Here is a 17,624-nt window from a genome sequence, read left to right as displayed (position 1 = left end):
GGCACATGCCGATCCGCGCCGTGCTGTGGGACATCGACGACACCCTCTTCGACTACACGGGGGCCGACGCGGCCGGTCTCGCGGCGCAGCTGGAGGCCGTCCGGCTCGCCGAGCGGTACGGGACCCCCGCGCAGGCGCTCGCGCGCTGGCGGGAGATCACCGACCGCCACTGGGCGAACTTCGCCGCGGGCGTGGGCACCTTCCAGGGGCAGCGCCAGGAGCGGGTACGGGAGTTCCTCGACGAGCCCGGCATGACCGCGGCCGAGGCCGACGCCTGGTTCGACAGTTACGTCGAGCACTACAAGGCCGCCTGGACCGTCTTCCCCGACGTCGTGCCGGCGCTCGACGCCCTCGCGGCCGACTACCGGCACGGGGTGCTCTCCAACTCCTCCACGACCAACCAGGACCCCAAACTGCGTCACCTCGGCCTGCGCGAACGCTTCGAGGTGCTGGTCTGCGCCGTCGAGCTCGGCGTCAGCAAACCCGAGGCGGAGGCCTTCCTCGCCGCGTGCGAGGCGCTCGGACTGCCGCCCGGGGAGGTGGCGTACGTGGGGGACCAGCCCGAGATCGACGCGCGGGGGGCCCGCGACGCCGGGCTGCTCGCCGTCTGGATCGACCGGGACGGCGGCCGGGGACCCGCCCCCGAGGGGGCGCACCGGATCGAAGGCCTTGACCGGCTGCCCGAGCTGCTGGCGCGCGATACCCGTTTTGGAGCACGGTCAGGCATCCGGTAATGTTCTTTCTGCGCCGCCGGAGCGGGCCGAAAGGCCGGACGGAGGCGCCACTCGAAAGAAAATCCCCCAGGGGGTTGACTTTCGGTGGGGTATAGTGTAATTGGCAACACGAGGGTTTCTGGTTCCCTTATTCTAGGTTCGAGTCCTGGTACCCCAGCGCAGTGCAGTAGTAACGCAGTGCTTTGCCCCCGTTGTGTAGCGGCCTAGCACGCCGCCCTCTCAAGGCGGTAGCGCCGGTTCGAATCCGGTCGGGGGTACAGATCCTTCCCGCAAGATCTCCTCTTGGGTAGCTCCCGGACGTCTTGATGCAGGATCGCTAGGGCCCCCGTTGTGTAGCGGCCTAGCACGCCGCCCTCTCAAGGCGGTAGCGCCGGTTCGAATCCGGTCGGGGGTACTGGTCTGGTATAGACCACATTGGGCTATGGTGTAATTGGCAACACGAAGGTTTCTGGTTCCTTTGTTCTAGGTTCGAGTCCTGGTAGCCCAGCGCAGTACAAGCAAGCCCCCGTTGTGTAGCGGCCTAGCACGCCGCCCTCTCAAGGCGGTAGCGCCGGTTCGAATCCGGTCGGGGGTACGCATCGAAGAGGCCCTCCGCGTTCATCGCGGAGGGCCTCTTCGCTTTGTGCCGGTCCTGCCGGCGCGGGCACAAGTACGGGCCCGGAGGCGCGTGTTCGGACGTGTGCGGCGTCGAACGCGCCCCCGGGCCCGGGGGTGAACAGGTGGGGTCGGGGCGTCAGCCGGAGCGGCGCAGCGCCTCCGTGAGCCGTGCGGCCGCGTCGATGACGGCCTGGGCGTGCATCCGGCCCGGGTGGCGCGTCAGCCGCTCGATCGGCCCGGAGACCGATACGGAGGCCACCACGCGGTTCGACGGCCCGCGCACCGGCGCCGAGACGGACGCCACGCCGGGCTCCCGCTCGCCGATCGACTGCGCCCAGCCGCGGCGCCGCACGCCCGAGAGCGCCGTCGCCGTGAAGCGCGCGCCCTGCAGGCCGCGGTGGAGCCGCTCGGGCTCCTCCCAGGCCATCAGGATCTGCGCGGCCGAGCCGGCCTTCATCGGCAGGGTCGAGCCCACCGGGACGGTGTCCCGGAGGCCGGACAGCCGTTCCGCCGCCGCCACGCAGATGCGCATGTCTCCCTGACGGCGGTAGAGCTGCGCGCTCTCGCCCGTCACGTCACGGAGGTGGGTGAGTACCGGTCCCGCCGTGGCCAGCAGACGGTCCTCGCCGGCCGCGGCGGCGAGCTCCGCCAGCCGCGGACCGAGGATGAACCGGCCCTGCATGTCCCTCGCCACCATCCGGTGGTGTTCCAGTGCCACGGCAAGGCGATGTGCCGTGGGTCGTGCGAGCCCTGTCGCCGCGACCAGCCCGGCGAGGGTGGCCGGACCGGACTCCAGTGCGCTCAATACCAGAGCTGCCTTGTCGAGAACGCCGACGCCGCTAGAGTTGTCCATGAAACGATATTCGCGTCTCACACTGTGAAACGCAAGTTCAATTTTTCCAAGAACCAGCGAGTCTGTATGTGCGGGTCCACGAACCACTGGGTCCGAGCCGTCGTCCGGGACGTGGGGTACGGGCGTCCGGTGGCACAGATCTCTATGAAGCGCCGGCACAACCCGCCGGCCGGAGGGAAAGCGATGGGTAGGACACTCGCGGAGAAGGTCTGGGACGACCATGTCGTCCGGCGCGCCGAAGGCGAGCCCGACCTCCTCTTCATCGATCTGCACCTGCTGCACGAGGTGACCAGCCCGCAGGCCTTCGAAGGACTGCGCCAGGCAGGCCGCAAGGTCCGACGCCTCGACCTCACCATTGCGACCGAGGACCACAACACCCCCACCCTCGACATCGACAAGCCGATCGCGGACCCGGTCTCCCGCGCCCAGCTGGAGACGCTGCGGGCGAACTGCGCCGAGTTCGGCGTGCGCCTGCACTCGCTGGGCGACGTCGAGCAGGGAGTGGTCCACGTCGTGGGACCGCAGCTGGGCCTGACCCAGCCCGGCACCACCGTGGTCTGCGGCGACTCGCACACCTCCACGCACGGCGCCTTCGGCGCGCTGGCCTTCGGCATCGGCACCAGCCAGGTCGAGCACGTACTGGCCACCCAGACCCTGCCGCTGGCCCGCCCGAAGACCATGGCCATCACGGTCACCGGCGAGCTGCCCGAGGGCGTCACCGCGAAGGACCTGATCCTGGCGATCATCGCCAAGATCGGCACCGGCGGCGGCCAGGGCTACATCCTGGAGTACCGCGGCGAGGCCATCGAGCAGCTCTCGATGGAAGCCCGCATGACCATCTGCAACATGTCGATCGAGGCCGGCGCCCGGGCGGGCATGATCGCCCCCGACCAGACCACCTTCGACTACCTCCAGGGCCGCGACCACGCCCCCGTGGGCGAGGACTGGGACGCGGCCGTCGCGTACTGGAAGACCCTGCGCACCGACGAGGACGCGGTCTTCGACGCCGAGGTCGTCATCGACGGCGCCGCGCTGTCGCCCTTCGTCACCTGGGGCACCAACCCGGGCCAGGGCGCGCCGCTGTCGGCCGACGTCCCCGACCCGGCTTCGTACGAGGACGCTTCGGAGCGCCTCGCGGCCGAAAAGGCCCTGGAGTACATGGGGTTGACCGCCGGGCAGCCGCTGCGCGACATCAAGGTCGACACCGTCTTCGTAGGTTCCTGCACCAACGGCCGCATCGAGGACCTGCGCGCCGTCGCCGGGATCATCGAGGGCCGCAAAGTCGCCGACGGCGTAAGGATGCTGGTCGTCCCGGGCTCGGTCCGCGTCGCCCTCCAGGCCGTGGAAGAGGGCCTGGACAAGGTCTTCAAGGAGGCCGGCGCCGAATGGCGGCACGCGGGCTGTTCGATGTGCCTCGGGATGAACCCCGACCAACTGGCGCCCGGTGAGCGCTCCGCGTCCACCTCCAACCGCAACTTCGAGGGCCGGCAGGGCAAGGGCGGGCGCACCCACCTGGTCTCCCCGCAGGTGGCCGCCGCCACCGCGGTACTGGGCCATCTGGCCTCGCCCGCCGACCTGTCCGCCGCCGACGCGACCGCCGGAGTCTGAACCATGGAAGCCTTCACCGTCCACACCGGCCGGGCCGTCCCGCTGCGCCGCAGCAACGTCGACACCGACCAGATCATCCCGGCCCACTGGCTCAAGAAGATCACCCGCGACGGCTTCGAGGACGGGCTCTTCGAGGCCTGGCGCAAGGACCCGGAGTTCGTCACGAACCGTCCGGAGCGCGCCGGCGCGACCGTGCTGGTCGCCGGCCCCGACTTCGGCACCGGCTCCTCGCGCGAGCACGCCGTCTGGGCCCTGCAGAACTTCGGGTTCAAGACGGTCATCTCCTCCCGCTTCGCCGACATCTTCCGCGGGAACTCGCTGAAGAACGGCCTGCTGACCGTCGTGCTCCCGCAGGAGACCGTCGACCGGCTCTGGGAGCTGACCGAGGCCGACCCGACCGCGGAGATCACGGTCGACCTGGTCGACCGCCAGGTGCGCGCGGAAGGCGTCGTGGCCGAGTTCGAACTCGACGACAACGCCCGCTGGCGTCTGCTGGAAGGCCTGGACGACATCTCGCTCACCCTTCAGAACGAAGCGGACATCGCGACCTACGAAAGCGCCCGCCCGGCCTTCAAGCCGCGCACGATTCAGGCCTGATTCCTGCCTGATCAGCGCTTATTCACCCCCGGGTGATCACATCGACAACACTGTGCCCCCCGCCCTCCGGCGGGGGGCACAGCCGTTTGTTGAGGCCCCGTGAGGCGACAACTCGCCCCAGATGGCACAATCTGTGCATGGAACGCGACAGTCAACTCGAGCTCTACGAACTCGTCGCGGACCGGCTGAAAGAAGCACACACACGGGTGCGCTCACTGCAAGTCCCGGAGGGCGTAAGGATGGCGCTGTCCCGGAAGCTGTTGGTCGTCACAGCCGCGGCGAAGCACGATCTCGCCGATGCGGCAAGGCGCCTGGACAGGTTGATGAAGGACCTCGACGAGGGTCGATTCCCTGAAGGCGACTGATGCGAAGGAACTCCGTAACCGCCTCCGGCGTTGCGGCACTAGGGTGATTAGCCCGTTTCGTGTTTGATTTGCGGTATATATCCGCCTAACGTGCGAAATAAGCTTGAACACATTCGTTCTGGCGAAGTCTCCGAAGGGGAAGACGTGAACAAGGCGCAGCTCGTAGAAGCGATTGCCGACAAGCTGGGCGGCCGCCAGCAGGCCGCGGACGCTGTCGACGCGGTACTGGACGCCATCGTCCGCGCTACCGTCGCGGGCGACCGGGTCTCGGTCACGGGCTTCGGCTCGTTCGAGAAGGTCGACCGTCCGGCCCGTTACGCCCGCAACCCGCAGACGGGTGAGCGCGTCCGGGTCAAGAAGACCTCGGTGCCCCGATTCCGTGCCGGCCAGGGCTTCAAGGACCTGGTCAGCGGCACCAAGAAGCTGCCCAAGGGCGGCGAGGTGTCGGTGAAGAAGGCGCCGAAGGGCAGCCTCACCGGCGGTGCCTCCGCGACGGTCAAGAAGGCCGCGGCGAAGAAGGCCACCACCGCCAAGAAGGCGGCGGCAAAGACCACGGTCGCAAAGAAGGTCGCGGCGAAGAAGACCACCGCGACCGCCAAGAAGGCGGCGGTGAAGAGCACGGCCACGGCGAAGAAGGCGACGACCGCCGCCAAGAAGGCCACCACCGCCAAGAAGGCCACGGCCACGGCGAAGAAGACCACCGCCGCCGCGAAGAAGACCGCTCCGGCGGCCAAGAAGGTCACCGCAGCGACGAAGGCGCCGGCCAAGAAGACGGCGACCCGCAAGGCCACCGCGAAGAAGACCACCGCCCGCAAGAAGTAGGGGCACGAGTCACACACGCCGGGCCGGCTTCCCTCCTCTGGGGAAGCCGGCCCGCGGTGCGTTCCGGGGCCGCCGGACGCCCGGCGGACGCGGCGGCGGACCGGTTCAGAAGGTCTGGAGCGTGATCAGGGTGATCCGCAGGTCCGCGCCCTTGCCGTCCGTCTCGATGCGGACCCGCTGTCCGGGACGCAGCAGCCGCAGGCCGCCCGCGTCGAACGCCGGGGCCTCGAAGGACACCGGGGTGCCGTCGTCCAGCAGCACACTGCCGCTGCGGGTCTGGGAGTCGTACGTGTACGCGGTCGCCTGCATACCCGCACTGTATCGGGCGGTGTGATGCCCCACACCGAGGGCGAGCGCCGTCCGCAGGTCCGCCGCGGTGTCCACGTCCCGCCGCACGCTGTCGACGTCCGCCAGTGCGATTTCGACGGCTCCCGAGGCGGAATGCCTGGCCCGCGACGGACCCCCGAAGGACGGCGCCAATTCCACGTCCGGTGCGGCGGAAAGAAGAGTCGTCCCGATTCCGGCCGCATCCGCCAGAAATGCCCGTGGAAATACCGAGGCGTTTTCGAGCACGCGTAGCAATTCGGGGGGCCGCAGCGCCGGCAGGTCGGCGTTCATCGCCGCGACTGCGGCGCCGGGCCGCCGCTCCCGGGCCGCCCGCGCGCCGTGGGCCAGCGCCGCGTTGAGCCCGGCCGCCGGGGCGTCCGGGACGATCCGCGCCCCCAGCCTGGCCAGTTCCGCACCGGCCGCGGCGTCGTCCGTGACCACCACCACATCCGCGACCGCGGCGCAGGCCAGCGCCCCCGCGACGGTGTCCTGGGCGAAGGCAAGGGCGAGCCCCGGACGGGAGGCCCCCACGGCTGCCGCGAGACGGCTCTTGGCCACCGACAGAGGCTTCAGCGGGACCACCAGACTCCAGACGGCGTTCGTGACGGACCCCTTCCCTCCGGTGCGCTCCGGCCCCTCCCCGGGCCAAGGTCAGGTCATGGCCGGGTCATGTGTCGGCCCATTGTCGCCCCCGCCCGGGCAGCCCGGGAGCCCGCCGGTGTGAGCGGGGCGTACGGTGTTCTCGACAGAGACCGGGCCCGGGGCCACACTTGTCCGGCCGACGACGAGGTGCCCCAGCCGCGCACCGGTCCTAGAGGAAGGTGTCCGAGTGTCCCGCCGCAGAATCGGCTTCTGGTACCGCCTGGCGGCGGTCATCGCAAAACCGCCGCTGGTAGTGCTCTTCAAGCGGGACTGGCGGGGAATGGAGCACATTCCGGCCGAGGGCGGCTTTATCACCGCCGTCAATCACAACTCGTATCTGGACCCGCTCTCCTACGCGCACTTCCAGTACAACACCGGCCGGGTGCCCCGATTGCTCGCCAAGGCCGCCCTCTTCAAGGTCCCCATTGTCGGGTCGATCCTGCGCGGCAGCGGGCAGATCCCCGTCTACCGGGAGAGCACCAACGCCCTGGACGCATTCCGGGCCGCCGTCGACGCCATCGAGGGCGGTGAATGCGTGGCCTTTTACCCGGAGGGCACCCTCACCCGCGACCCCGACATGTGGCCGATGGCCGGCAAGACCGGCGCCGCCCGTGTCGCGCTGATGACCAGGGCGCCCGTCATTCCGGTGGCCCAGTGGGGCGCGAACCTCGCGATGCCGCCGTACGCCAAGGAGAACAAGGTCCGGCTGTTCCCGCGCAAGACCCTCCAGGTGCTCGCCGGACCGCCCGTGGACCTCTCGGCCTTCTACGACCGGGAGCCCACCCCGGACGTCCTCAAGGAGGCCACCGAGGTCATCATGGCGGCCATCACCGGCCTCCTGGAGGAGGTGCGGGGGGAGACCGCGCCCGAGCAGCCGTACGACCATCGCAACGCCAGGGCGGAACAGCGGCGCAAGGCCGCAGGGGAGGGCAAGAAGTGACACGTCCCATGAAGGCGACCGTCTTCGGAACAGGCTCCTGGGGCACGGCCTTCGCCATCGTGCTCGCCGACGCGGGCTGCGAGGTGACCCTGTGGGGCCGCCGCAGCGAGGTCGTCGACGCCATCAACACCGGCCGGACCAACCCGGACTACTTCCCCGACGTCGAACTGCCCGCGAACATCCGGGCCACCAACGACCCGGCCGAGGCCGCCGCGGGCGCCGACTTCACCGTCCTGGCCGTCCCCTCCCAGACCCTGCGCGACAACCTCGCCGCCTGGGCCCCGCTGCTGGCCCCCGACACGGTGCTCGTCTCCCTCATGAAGGGCATCGAACTCGGCACCGCCAAGAGGATGAGCGAGGTCATCGAGGAGGTGGCCAAGGTCCCGGCCGAGCGCATCGCCGTCGTCACCGGCCCCAACCTGGCCGCCGAGATCGCCGCCCGCCAGCCCGCCGCCTCCGTCGTCGCCTGCGTGGACGAGGCCGTCGCCCAGCGCCTCCAGGCCGCCTGCCACACCGCGTACTTCCGCCCGTACACGAGCACCGACGTCATCGGCTGCGAGCTCGGCGGCGCCGTCAAGAACGTCATCGGCCTCGCCGTCGGCATCGCGGACGGCATGGGGCTCGGCGACAACACCAAGGGCTCGCTCATCACCCGCGGACTGGCCGAAGCGACCCGCCTGGGCGTGGCCATGGGCGCCGACCCGCTCACCTTCTCCGGCCTCGCGGGCCTCGGCGACCTGGTCGCCACCTGCTCCTCGCCGCTCTCCCGGAACCACACCTTCGGCACCAACCTCGGCCGCGGGATGACCCTGGAGGAGACCATCGCGGTCACCAAGCAGACCGCCGAGGGAGTCAAGTCCTGCCAGTCAGTGGCCGATCTGGCGGGCCGACACGGGGTGGACATGCCGATCACCGAGACCGTCGTGGACATCGTCCACCACGGCAAGCCGACCCTGGTGGCCCTGAAGGAGCTGATGAGCCGCAGCGCCAAACCGGAACGTCGCTAACTCCTTTCCGGACGCTTGAGCGGGTACTCTCATGCCGATATGAGCAGCGAGAACCTCCCCCAGACCCCTGAGCAGCAGGGCCGCAAGCCCCGCGTGGCCGTCGTGTTCGGCGGCCGCAGCTCGGAACACGCCATCTCGGTCGTCACGGCGGGCGCCGTACTGCGCTCCATCGACCGGTCCAAGTACGAGGTGCTGCCCATCGGCATCACCACGGACGGCCGGTGGGCGCTGACCGCCGACGAGCCCGCGCGGATGGCCATCGCAGACCGCAGGCTCCCGAGCGTCGAGGAGCTCGCCGAGTCCGAGGACGGCGCCGTCGTGCTCTCGGTCGACCCGGCCAGCCGCCAGGTCGTCTACACCGAGCCGGGCGCCGTCCCGAAGGCCCTGGGCGAGGTCGACGTCGTCTTCCCCGTGCTGCACGGCCCCTACGGCGAGGACGGCACCCTCCAGGGCCTCCTGGAGCTCTCCGGCATCCCGTACGTCGGCTCGGGCGTCCTCGCCTCGGCCGTCGGGCAGGACAAGGACTACATGAAGCGGGTGTTCACGTCCTTCGGGCTGAGCGTCGGCCCGTACGTGACCATCCGCCCCCGCGAGTGGGAAGCCGACCGGGACGCCGCCACGGCCCGCATCCTGGACTTCGCCGCCGAGCACGGCTGGCCGCTCTTCGTGAAGCCCGCCCGCGCCGGCTCCTCGATCGGCATCACCAAGGTCGACGACGCCTCCGGCCTGGAGGCCGCCGTCAAGGAGGCCCGCCGCCACGACCCGAAGATCATCGTGGAGGCGCTGCTGCGCGGCCGCGAGATCGAGTGCGGCGTCCTGGAGTTCGAGGACGGGCCGCGCGCGAGCGTGCCCGCCGAGATCCCGCCGGTGTCCAGCCACGACTTCTACGACTTCGAGGCGAAGTACATCGACTCCGCCTCCGGGATCGTGCCCGCCCCCCTCACCCCGGAGCAGACCGCCGAGGTGCAGCGGCTCGCGATCGAGGCCTTCGAGGCCGCGTCGTGCGAGGGCCTCGTGCGCGCCGACTTCTTCCTCACCGAGGACGGCGACTTCGTCATCAACGAGATCAACACGATGCCCGGTTTCACGCCGATCTCGATGTACCCGCTGATGTGGGAGAAGACCGGCATCGCGTACCCGGAGCTGGTGGACCGCCTGATCCAGGCCGCCCTGCGCCGCTCCACCGGGCTGCGCTGACAGCAGGTCGAGCCGCCGCCCGCCGGCCGCCCCGCACGGGGGCGGCCGGCGGGCGGCGGTGTGCCGGAGCTCAGTAGGAGGCGATGCCCGCGGGCACGGTCGCGGCGATCGCCGTGGACAGACCGACGAGCATCCCCGCGTCCGTGGCATGCTCCTTGTCGACCCGGACCTCCGTGTAAGCCAGCCGCATCCCGGTGGTGAAACGGAATCCGCCGTCGCCACGCTTCTCCAGCAGCCAGGACACGCCGTTCACGTCGACGCCCCCCTGCTTCGGATCCAGCATCTCGGGGGGTCTGGGGATACCGCACCGCAGTACGATCGCCGAGCCGCCCCAGGAGGCGGTCAGGTCGGACTCCGGTTCGGTCCGGGTCCGTGCCAGGCCGGCCACCGTCTCCGGGAGCTCCTTGTGCAGTGCCGCACAGAACCCCGCGACATTGCCCGGCGGCGCGGGGGGCGGTTCCACCCGGGCCTCGGAACCGCCCGGGGAGCACGCCGCCATGGCGGACACGGCCAGGGCGACGGGCATGGCCAGGACACGGACGGGCCGGCGGTGGAGGGACATCACCGGCCAAGAGTAGACGGGGGCTACAGATGGACCACCGGGCAGGTCAGGGTGCGGGTGATCCCCTCCACCTGCTGGACCTTGGCCACGACCATGCGGCCGAGCTCGTCCACGGTGTCGGCCTGGGCGCGCACGATCACGTCGTACGGACCCGTCACGTCCTCGGCCTGGATCACCCCCGGGATCTGGCCGATGGACTCGGCGACGAACGACGCCTTGCCCACTTCGGTCTGGATAAGGATGTACGCCTGTACCACGGAACCTCCAGGGCGGCCACGAGGATCATTTCCCCTAATCTTCGGGTGGACCCCACACGATGGACAGGGCCGGGGGAAGAAGGGACGCCACGGTACCGCGTCGCCGTGCGCCACGGGGAGACCTGCGGGCCCGGCGCCACGCACAGCGGGGCGTACGGAGAGCAGAAGTTGACGTATCTGTTGACGGTACCCAGAGCTGTGACGGCTCGCGACCGCAAGCGGACTGGGCAAGAAGGGGCACAGCGATGAAGGGCACTGTCGGCGAGCTGGGGGAGTTCGGGCTGATCAGGGAGCTCACCTCACGGCTCACCACCACCCCGGCGGTCCGGCTCGGACCCGGCGACGACGCCGCCGTGGTGTCGGCGCCCGACCGGAGGGTCGTGGCGAGCACCGACATCCTGCTGGAGGGCCGGCACTTCCGGCGCGACTGGTCCACGGCCTACGACGTGGGCCGCAAGGCGGCCGCGCAGAACCTGGCGGACATCGCGGCCATGGGAGCGGTGCCGACCGCGCTGCTGCTCGGCCTCGTCGTACCCGCCGAACTCCCGGTGACCTGGCCCACCGAGCTCATGGACGGCATCCGCGACGAGTGCCAGGTCGCCGGTGCCGCCGTGGTCGGCGGGGACGTGGTCCGTGGAGACACCATCACCGTCTCCATCACCGCCCTCGGCGACCTGCGCAACCACGAGCCCGTCCTGCGCTCCGGCGCACAGCCCGGCGACGTCGTCGCCGTCACCGGCTGGCTCGGCTGGTCGGCGGCCGGCTACGCAGTGCTCTCGCGCGGCTTCCGCTCCCCGCGGGCCTTCGTCGAGGCCCATCGGCGCCCCGAGCCGCCGTACCACGCAGGCCCCGCGGCCGCCGGGCTCGGCGCCAGCGCCATGACCGACGTCAGCGACGGCCTGATCGCCGACCTCGGGCACATCGCCGAGGCCAGCAAGGTACGGATCGACCTGCGCTCGGCCGCCGTCGACATCCCGACCCAGATGCACGACATCGGGCAGGCCGTGGGCGTGGACCCGCTCCAGTGGGTGCTCACCGGGGGAGAGGACCACGCGATCGTGGCGACCTTCCCGCCCGACGTGAAGCTCCCCGCCCGCTGGAAGGTCATCGGCGAGGTCCTCAACCGCTCCGCGCTGCCCCAGGTGACCGTCGACGGCGCGCCCTGGACCAGCACGGGCGGCTGGGACCACTTCGGGGCCGACCCGGCCGCCCAGGACGGCACGCAGTGAACACGGCGCCGCCGCTGTGCCTGACCGTCGCCGGATCGGACTCCGGCGGCGGCGCGGGCATCCAGGCCGACCTCAAGACCATGCTGGCGCTCGGCGTCCACGGCATGAGCGTGGTGACCGCCGTGACCGCGCAGAACTCACTCGGGGTACGGGGAGCCTGGGAGCTGCCCGCCGAGGCCGTCACGGCCCAGTACCGGGCCGTCGTGGACGACATAGGGGTGCACGCCGTGAAGACCGGCATGCTCTCCTCCGCCGTTCTGGTGGAGACCGTGGCCGCGCTGCTGGCCGACACCGCGGCCCCGGCCGTCGTGGACCCCGTCGGCGTCTCCAAGCACGGGGACGCCCTGCTCGCCGCCTCGGCGCTGGACGCCGTACGCACGGAACTGCTGCCGCGGGCCACCGTGGCCACGCCCAACCTGGACGAGGTCGCCCAGCTCACCGGCATCGTCGTGGAGACCGAGGACGACATGCGCCGGGCCGCCGACGCGATCCTCGGCCACGGGCCCCGCTGGGCGCTGATCAAGGGCGGCCACCTCGCGGCGCACGGCGAGGAGGCCGTGGACCTGCTCACCGACGGCACCGGGGAGCGGTGGCTGCGCGCCCCGCGCCACTCCAACCGGCACACCCACGGCACGGGCTGCACCCTCGCCAGCGCCATCGCGGCCGGCCTGGCCAAGGGCCTCGCCGTCCCGGAGGCCGTCACGGCCGCCAAGGAGTACGTGACGGGCGGCATCGCCGCCGGCTTCGCACTCGGCGGGGGCATCGGCCCGGTGGATCACGCCTGGCGGCTGCGCTGACCCCGCCCCGGGTGCCGGGATCCCGGCACCCGGAATCCCCCGGGCAAGGCAAAAGGCCGGTTCACCAGAGGTGAACCGGCCTTCTTGGCAACCGGAAGGGGCTGCGCTACGACGGGCGTCAGCGCGAGACCTTGCCGGCCTTGATGCACGAGGTGCAGGCGTTGAGGCGCTTCGGCGTCCCATTGACCACGGCACGAACGCGCTGGATGTTCGGGTTCCAGCGACGCGAGGTGCGGCGGTGCGAGTGGGAGATGTTGTTGCCGAAGCTCGGCCCCTTGGCGCAAACGTCGCAGTTGGCAGCCACAGGTCACTCCAAAGACTTCAGATGCAATTACAGTGAATCCGGCGCACCGGAATCAGAGGTCTGAAGTGGTTTGCCGGGGAAAAGACCCGACTCTCATCGGGCAACCGGAGCAGCATACAACGACTGCGCCCGTCCAAGAAAACTACCATGGCGGCCGACGCCCCCGCCCCGCGGTCCGGACCCCGGGGGCGCGGTCCTTCGTTACCCTGCGGTGAACCCTGGCCCGCACAAGGAGGAACGCCCGGTGCCGCACGAGCCGCAGCCGCAGCCCGCCGACGAGCTCGACGCCGAGGCCGTGCGCACCTGGAGCTCGCTCGCCCTGGCCGCACTGGGCCGGGCCCGCGAGGACATCGACGCGATCAACGTATACCCGGTCGCCGACGCGGACACCGGCACCAACCTCTACCTCACCGCAGAGTCGGCCGACCGCGCGCTGGCCGAGACCTTCGACAGCGCCGCCCGCGCCGCCGCGGCACCGACCTCCCTGCCCGAGGCCGTACGGGCATGGGCGCACGGCGCGCTCGTCGGGGCGCGCGGTAACTCCGGGACGATCCTCGCGCAGCTGCTGCGCGGGGTGGCCGACGTACTCGGCGCCGAGCCCGAAGGCCGGCAGAGCGGCCCCGGCGGGCTGCTGGCGCACGCGCTCACCCGGGCCGCGGAGGAGGCGTACGCGGCCGTCGCGCACCCGGTGGAGGGCACCATGCTCACCGTCGCGGGCGCCGCCGCGCGGGCCGGCGAAGCGGCCTCGGCGGCCGCCGGCACCGCGGCCGACGTGGCCCGCGCCGCCTACGACGCCGCCCGCGCCGCACTCGCCGAGACTCCCGGGCAGCTCGCCGCGCTCGGCCGGGCCGGGGTGGTCGACGCCGGCGGCTGCGGACTGGTCGCCGTCCTCGGCGCCCTCTGGCAGGCGCTGTCCGGGCAGGAGCCGGCCGCCGAACCCGTGGCCGGCCGGACCGCGGTGCCCGCCGCGCGGCCGGACGACCCGTGCGAGCAGCACGAGGACGGGCCCGCGTACGAGGTCATCTACCTGCTGGAGGCCTCGGAGGCGGCGGTCGCGGAACTGCGCGCCCGGCTCGACGGCCTAGGCGACTCCCTGGTCGTGGTCGGCGGCGACGGGCTGTGGAACGTCCACGTCCATGTCGACGACCCCGGCGCGGCCGTGGAGGCGGGGGTCGTCGCAGGGCGGCCGTACCGGATACGGATCACGCACTTCGGCGACGAGCGCCGCCGCGGCCGCGGCGAGCGCGCCCAGCGTGCCGTGGTCGCCGTGGTTCCCGGCGAGGGACTGGCGGGCCTGTGCGCCGAGGCCGGCGCGACCACCGTGCTCGTGCGCCCCGGCGAGGTCCCGGCCACCGCCGAACTCCTCGACGCCGTCCGCCGCGCCCACGCCCGCGAGGTGGTGCTCCTGCCGGGCGGCACGGAACTGCGCGCGGCGGCGGCCACGGCCGCCGAACAGGCCCGCGCCGAGGGCGTGCGGGTCGCCGTGATCCCCACCCGCTCCGCCGTCCAGGGCCTGGCCGCGCTCGCCGTGCACGACCCGGACGGCAGCTTCGACGAGGACGTGGTGGCCATGACCGCGGCCGCCGGCGCCACCCGCTACGGGGAACTGGCCGTCGCCGAGCGCCAGTCCTTCACCTCGGCCGGCATCTGCCAGGCCGGCGACGTGCTCGGCCTCATCGACGGCGACGTCGCCGTGATCGGCGCGGGTCTGACCGAGACCGCCGAGGCGGTGCTGGACCGGATGCTGGGCTCCGGCGGCGAACTGGTCACCCTGGTCCTCGGACCGGAGGTGCCCGACGCCGTCGCCGAGCGCCTGGAGGCCTACGTGCAGTCCGGCCACCTGGCCGTGGACACCGTCACCTACCGGGGCGGCCGGTACTCGGCGCCGCTGCTCATCGGGGTGGAATAGCCGGCTTGTCAGCGCCATGGTGTGCAATGGAACACGTGCCCGCGCTCGACGAAGACCTCAAGAAGACGCTCGGTCCCGCCACCGCCAAGGTGCTGGCCGAGCAGCTCGGCCTGCACACGGCCCTGGACCTGCTCCACCACTACCCGAGGCGGTACGCCGAGCGCGGTGAGCTGACCTCGCTGGCCGAGCTCGCCGACCAGATCGACGAGCACGTGACCGTCGTCGCGCAGGTCGCCGACGCCCGCGTCCTGACCTTCAACGGGGGCCGGGGCAAGCGGCTGGAGGTGACCATCACCGACGGCAGCGGCCGCCTCCAGCTGGTCTTCTTCGGTGCCGGGGTCCACAAGCCGCACAAGGAACTGCTCCCCGGCAGCCGCGCGATGTTCGCCGGCAAGGTCTCCAAGTTCAACCACAAGCTCCAGCTCGCGCACCCGGCGTACGAGCCGCTCGGCGCCGACGCCTCCGACCGGGACGCCGCCACCGCCTTCGCCAACCAGCTCATCCCGATCTACCCGGCCTGCGCGAAGCTGGAGTCCTGGAAGATCGCCAAGTGCGTGGACGCCGTGCTGCCCAGCGCCCAGGAGGCCGTGGACCCGCTGCCGCCGGCCCTGCGCGAGGGCCGCGGGCTCGTACCGCTCACCGAGGCCCTGCTGAAGATCCACCGGCCGGCCACCAAGGCCGACATCGAAGACGCCCGCCAACGCCTGAAGTGGGACGAGGCCTTCGTCCTGCAGGTCGCCCTGGCCCGCCGCCGCCACGCCGACGCCCAGCTCCCGGCCGTCCCGCGCCGCCCCGCCCCCGGCGGGCTGCTCGACGCCTTCGACGCCAAGCTCCCCTTCACCCTCACCGAGGGCCAGCAGAAGGTCTCGAAGGAGATCTTCGACGACCTCGCCACCAGCCACCCCATGCACCGCCTCCTCCAGGGCGAGGTCGGAAGCGGGAAGACGATGGTGGCCCTGCGGGCGATGCTGGCCGTCGTGGACTCCGGCGGGCAGGCGGCGATGCTCGCGCCGACCGAGGTGCTCGCCCAGCAGCACCACCGCTCCATCGTCGAGATGATGGGCGAACTGGCCGAGGGCGGCATGCTCGGCGGATCCGACCAGGGCACCAAGGTCGTGCTGCTCACCGGGTCCATGGGGATGCCGGCGCGCCGCCAGGCCCTGCTCGACCTGGTCACCGGCGAGGCCGGGATCGTCATCGGCACGCACGCCCTGATCGAGGACAAGGTGCAGTTCCACGACCTCGGCCTGGTCGTCGTGGACGAACAGCACCGCTTCGGCGTGGAGCAGCGAGACGCGCTCCGGTCCAAGGGCAAGCAGCCCCCGCACCTGCTGGTGATGACCGCCACCCCGATCCCGCGCACCGTCGCCATGACCGTCTTCGGCGACCTGGAGACCTCCGTCCTGGACCAGCTGCCCGCCGGGCGCTCGCCGATCGCCACCCACGTGGTGCCGGCCAAGGACAAGCCGCACTTCCTCGCCCGGGCCTGGGAGCGGGTCCGCGAGGAGGTGGAGAAGGGCCACCAGGCGTACGTGGTCTGCCCGCGCATCGGCGACGGGGAGGACGACCCCAAGAAGAAGCAGGCGGCCGAGGAGGCCGACAGGCGGCCGCCGCTCGCGGTCCTGGAGATCGCCGAGCAGCTCGGCCGCGGACCGCTGGCCGGGCTGCGCGTCGAGGTGCTGCACGGCCGGATGGACCCCGCCGACAAGGACGACGTCATGCGCCGGTTCGCGGCCGGCGAGGTGAAGGTGCTGGTCGCCACCACCGTCATCGAGGTCGGCGTGAACGTCCCCAACTCCACCGTCATGGTGATCATGGACGCTGACCGGTTCGGCGTCTCCCAGCTCCACCAGCTGCGCGGCCGCGTCGGCCGCGGCTCCGCCCCCGGCCTGTGCCTGCTGGTCAGCGAGATGCACGAGGCGAGCCCCGCCAGGGCCCGGCTCGCCGCCGTCGCCGCCACCCTCGACGGCTTCGAGCTCTCCCGGATCGACCTGGAACAGCGGCGCGAGGGCGACGTCCTGGGCCAGGCCCAGTCGGGGGTGCGCTCCTCGCTGCGCATGCTCGCCGTCATCGACGACGAGGAGGTCATCGCCCAGGCCCGGGAGGAGGCCACCCGCGTGGTGGCCGAGGACCCCGCGCTGGAGCGGCTGCCGGGCCTGCGGACCGCGCTGGACGCCCTGCTCGACACCGAGCGCGAGCAGTACCTGGAGAAGGGCTGAGCGGCACGACCTATCGTTGGAGTGCCGCGGCAGTCCGCCGCGCTCCCCCTACCGCCGTACCGAAGGACCCCAGATGACCCGCGTGATCGCCGGCAGCGCCGGCGGGCGACGGCTGGCCGTGCCCCCCGGCACCGGCACCCGGCCGACCTCGGACCGGATGCGCGAAGGCCTCTTCTCCACCTGGGAGTCGCTGCACGGGGTCGAAGGGGCCCGGGTGCTCGACCTGTACGGCGGCTCCGGCGCCGTCGGCCTGGAAGCCCTCTCCCGGGGCGCGGACCACGCCCTCCTGGTCGAGGCGGACCCCAAGGCCGCCAAGGCGATCCGGGACAACATCAGGACGCTGGGCCTGCCCGGCGCCGAATTCCGGGCCGGCAAGGCCGAGCAGATCGTGGCGGCCCGCGCGGGCGGGCACCCGTACGACGTCGTCTTCCTGGACCCGCCGTACGCCGTGGACAGCGCGGACCTGCGGGAGATCCTGCTCACACTCCGGTCCAATGGCTGGATCACGGACGACGCGCTCGTCACCGTGGAGCGCAGCACCAGGAGCGGCGCCTTCCCGTGGCCCGAGGGCTTCGAGCCGCTCCGGTCGCGCAAGTACGGCGAGGGCACCCTTTGGTACGGCCGCGCCGCTTTCACCAGCGAAGACTCATGAACGAGG

Annotated in this window: 17 protein-coding genes, 5 tRNA genes and 1 pseudogene; 18 read left to right on the top strand and 5 right to left on the bottom strand. The window is 71.6% G+C overall.

What is annotated here, in order from left to right:
• Nucleotides 1-5: 5 nt before the first annotated feature.
• From OHA91_RS11955 to OHA91_RS11930, 6 genes are all read left to right on the top strand, one after another.
• Entirely contained in the window at nucleotides 6-734 is a 729-nt protein-coding gene (locus OHA91_RS11955; protein WP_031148631.1) for an HAD family hydrolase, read from the top strand.
• Nucleotides 735-819: 85 nt separating this feature from the next.
• Nucleotides 820-891 (top strand) — tRNA-Gln (locus tag OHA91_RS11950).
• Nucleotides 892-918: 27 nt separating this feature from the next.
• Nucleotides 919-991, top strand: a tRNA-Glu gene (locus OHA91_RS11945).
• 64 nt (nucleotides 992-1,055) lie between these two features.
• Nucleotides 1,056-1,128, top strand: a tRNA-Glu gene (locus OHA91_RS11940).
• A gap of 21 nt (nucleotides 1,129-1,149) precedes the next feature.
• A tRNA-Gln gene (locus OHA91_RS11935) sits at nucleotides 1,150-1,221 on the top strand.
• Nucleotides 1,222-1,235: 14 nt separating this feature from the next.
• Nucleotides 1,236-1,308: transfer RNA gene (locus OHA91_RS11930), tRNA-Glu, on the top strand.
• 159 nt (nucleotides 1,309-1,467) lie between these two features.
• Here OHA91_RS11930 and ndgR read toward each other — a convergent pair.
• A complete protein-coding gene (ndgR, locus tag OHA91_RS11925) occupies nucleotides 1,468-2,184 on the bottom strand; it encodes an IclR family transcriptional regulator NdgR (RefSeq protein ID WP_007266782.1) in 717 nt (238 codons plus the stop codon).
• A gap of 183 nt (nucleotides 2,185-2,367) precedes the next feature.
• Here ndgR and leuC point away from each other — a divergent pair, with 183 nt between their 5' ends.
• The 4 genes from leuC to OHA91_RS11905 all read left to right on the top strand — a co-directional run bounded on the left by leuC (nucleotide 2,368) and on the right by OHA91_RS11905 (nucleotide 5,576).
• Nucleotides 2,368-3,792 (top strand): 3-isopropylmalate dehydratase large subunit, encoded by a 1,425-nt coding sequence (leuC, locus tag OHA91_RS11920; protein ID WP_031148634.1) that lies wholly within the window; start codon nucleotides 2,368-2,370, stop codon nucleotides 3,790-3,792.
• Between the two features lie 3 nt (nucleotides 3,793-3,795).
• Nucleotides 3,796-4,389 carry a 3-isopropylmalate dehydratase small subunit gene (gene leuD / locus OHA91_RS11915; RefSeq protein ID WP_031148636.1) on the top strand — a complete coding sequence of 198 codons (594 nt, stop codon included), beginning with the start codon at nucleotides 3,796-3,798 and terminating at the stop codon, nucleotides 4,387-4,389.
• A gap of 137 nt (nucleotides 4,390-4,526) precedes the next feature.
• A complete protein-coding gene (locus OHA91_RS11910) occupies nucleotides 4,527-4,754 on the top strand; it encodes an SCO5555 family protein (protein ID WP_030009267.1) in 228 nt (75 codons plus the stop codon).
• A gap of 144 nt (nucleotides 4,755-4,898) precedes the next feature.
• Entirely contained in the window at nucleotides 4,899-5,576 is a 678-nt protein-coding gene (locus tag OHA91_RS11905) for an HU family DNA-binding protein (RefSeq protein ID WP_031148640.1), read from the top strand.
• Nucleotides 5,577-5,882: 306 nt separating this feature from the next.
• Here the strand turns inward: OHA91_RS11905 and cofC are convergent.
• Nucleotides 5,883-6,488 (bottom strand): annotated as a pseudogene (gene cofC / locus OHA91_RS11900) (2-phospho-L-lactate guanylyltransferase); the annotation flags it as partial.
• 244 nt (nucleotides 6,489-6,732) lie between these two features.
• Between cofC and OHA91_RS11895 the strand changes: the two are divergent.
• Genes OHA91_RS11895 through OHA91_RS11885 form a run of 3 tightly spaced genes read left to right on the top strand, consistent with a single transcriptional unit; the run spans nucleotide 6,733 to nucleotide 9,689 of the window.
• Nucleotides 6,733-7,485 carry a lysophospholipid acyltransferase family protein gene (locus OHA91_RS11895; protein WP_031148645.1) on the top strand — a complete coding sequence of 251 codons (753 nt, stop codon included), beginning with the start codon at nucleotides 6,733-6,735 and terminating at the stop codon, nucleotides 7,483-7,485.
• The gene (locus OHA91_RS11890; RefSeq protein ID WP_328739218.1) at nucleotides 7,482-8,492 is read left to right on the top strand and encodes an NAD(P)H-dependent glycerol-3-phosphate dehydrogenase; all 1,011 of its coding nucleotides are present in this window, start codon (nucleotides 7,482-7,484) and stop codon (nucleotides 8,490-8,492) included. The genes OHA91_RS11895 and OHA91_RS11890 overlap by 4 nt, the downstream gene beginning before the upstream one ends.
• Before the next feature lie 39 nt (nucleotides 8,493-8,531).
• A complete protein-coding gene (locus OHA91_RS11885; protein WP_031148649.1) occupies nucleotides 8,532-9,689 on the top strand; it encodes a D-alanine--D-alanine ligase family protein in 1,158 nt (385 codons plus the stop codon).
• A gap of 70 nt (nucleotides 9,690-9,759) precedes the next feature.
• Here the strand turns inward: OHA91_RS11885 and OHA91_RS11880 are convergent, their stop codons facing one another.
• Both OHA91_RS11880 and OHA91_RS11875 read right to left on the bottom strand, forming a co-directional pair.
• Nucleotides 9,760-10,251: a DUF3515 domain-containing protein gene (locus OHA91_RS11880; protein WP_266497212.1), complete on the bottom strand. Its 492-nt coding sequence runs from the start codon at nucleotides 10,249-10,251 to the stop codon at nucleotides 9,760-9,762.
• Nucleotides 10,252-10,274: 23 nt separating this feature from the next.
• On the bottom strand, nucleotides 10,275-10,508 hold the full coding sequence (locus tag OHA91_RS11875) for an Lrp/AsnC family transcriptional regulator (RefSeq protein ID WP_030028650.1): 234 nt from the start codon (nucleotides 10,506-10,508) through the stop codon (nucleotides 10,275-10,277).
• A gap of 245 nt (nucleotides 10,509-10,753) precedes the next feature.
• On the opposite strand from OHA91_RS11875, the gene OHA91_RS11870 reads away from it, so the two are divergent.
• Together OHA91_RS11870 and thiD are read left to right on the top strand one after the other, a co-directional pair.
• Nucleotides 10,754-11,737 (top strand): thiamine-phosphate kinase, encoded by a 984-nt coding sequence (locus OHA91_RS11870; protein WP_031148653.1) that lies wholly within the window; start codon nucleotides 10,754-10,756, stop codon nucleotides 11,735-11,737.
• A complete protein-coding gene (gene thiD, locus OHA91_RS11865; RefSeq protein ID WP_031148655.1) occupies nucleotides 11,734-12,534 on the top strand; it encodes a bifunctional hydroxymethylpyrimidine kinase/phosphomethylpyrimidine kinase in 801 nt (266 codons plus the stop codon). Before OHA91_RS11870 ends, thiD begins: the two co-directional genes overlap by 4 nt.
• Nucleotides 12,535-12,652: 118 nt before the next feature.
• Here thiD and rpmB read toward each other — a convergent pair whose 3' ends face one another.
• Nucleotides 12,653-12,838: a 50S ribosomal protein L28 gene (gene rpmB / locus OHA91_RS11860; protein WP_007266795.1), complete on the bottom strand. Its 186-nt coding sequence runs from the start codon at nucleotides 12,836-12,838 to the stop codon at nucleotides 12,653-12,655.
• 244 nt (nucleotides 12,839-13,082) lie between these two features.
• Here rpmB and OHA91_RS11855 point away from each other — a divergent pair, with 244 nt between their 5' ends.
• The 3 genes from OHA91_RS11855 (at nucleotide 13,083) to rsmD (ending at nucleotide 17,618) form a co-directional block, all read left to right on the top strand.
• Nucleotides 13,083-14,747, top strand: coding sequence for a DAK2 domain-containing protein (locus OHA91_RS11855; RefSeq protein ID WP_031148658.1), 1,665 nt, complete (start codon nucleotides 13,083-13,085; stop codon nucleotides 14,745-14,747).
• Nucleotides 14,748-14,773: 26 nt separating this feature from the next.
• The gene (gene recG / locus OHA91_RS11850) at nucleotides 14,774-16,966 is read left to right on the top strand and encodes an ATP-dependent DNA helicase RecG (protein WP_266497204.1); all 2,193 of its coding nucleotides are present in this window, start codon (nucleotides 14,774-14,776) and stop codon (nucleotides 16,964-16,966) included.
• A 73-nt stretch (nucleotides 16,967-17,039) separates the two neighbouring features.
• Nucleotides 17,040-17,618 carry a 16S rRNA (guanine(966)-N(2))-methyltransferase RsmD gene (gene rsmD / locus OHA91_RS11845; RefSeq protein WP_031148662.1) on the top strand — a complete coding sequence of 193 codons (579 nt, stop codon included), beginning with the start codon at nucleotides 17,040-17,042 and terminating at the stop codon, nucleotides 17,616-17,618.
• Nucleotides 17,619-17,624 lie beyond the last annotated feature (6 nt).

Origin of the sequence: Streptomyces erythrochromogenes (genome assembly GCF_036170895.1) — a bacterium.
Classification (GTDB): domain Bacteria; phylum Actinomycetota; class Actinomycetes; order Streptomycetales; family Streptomycetaceae; genus Streptomyces; species Streptomyces erythrochromogenes.
Note: the sequence above shows the minus strand (reverse complement) of the source record. Positions and strands in the feature narration are given on the sequence as shown.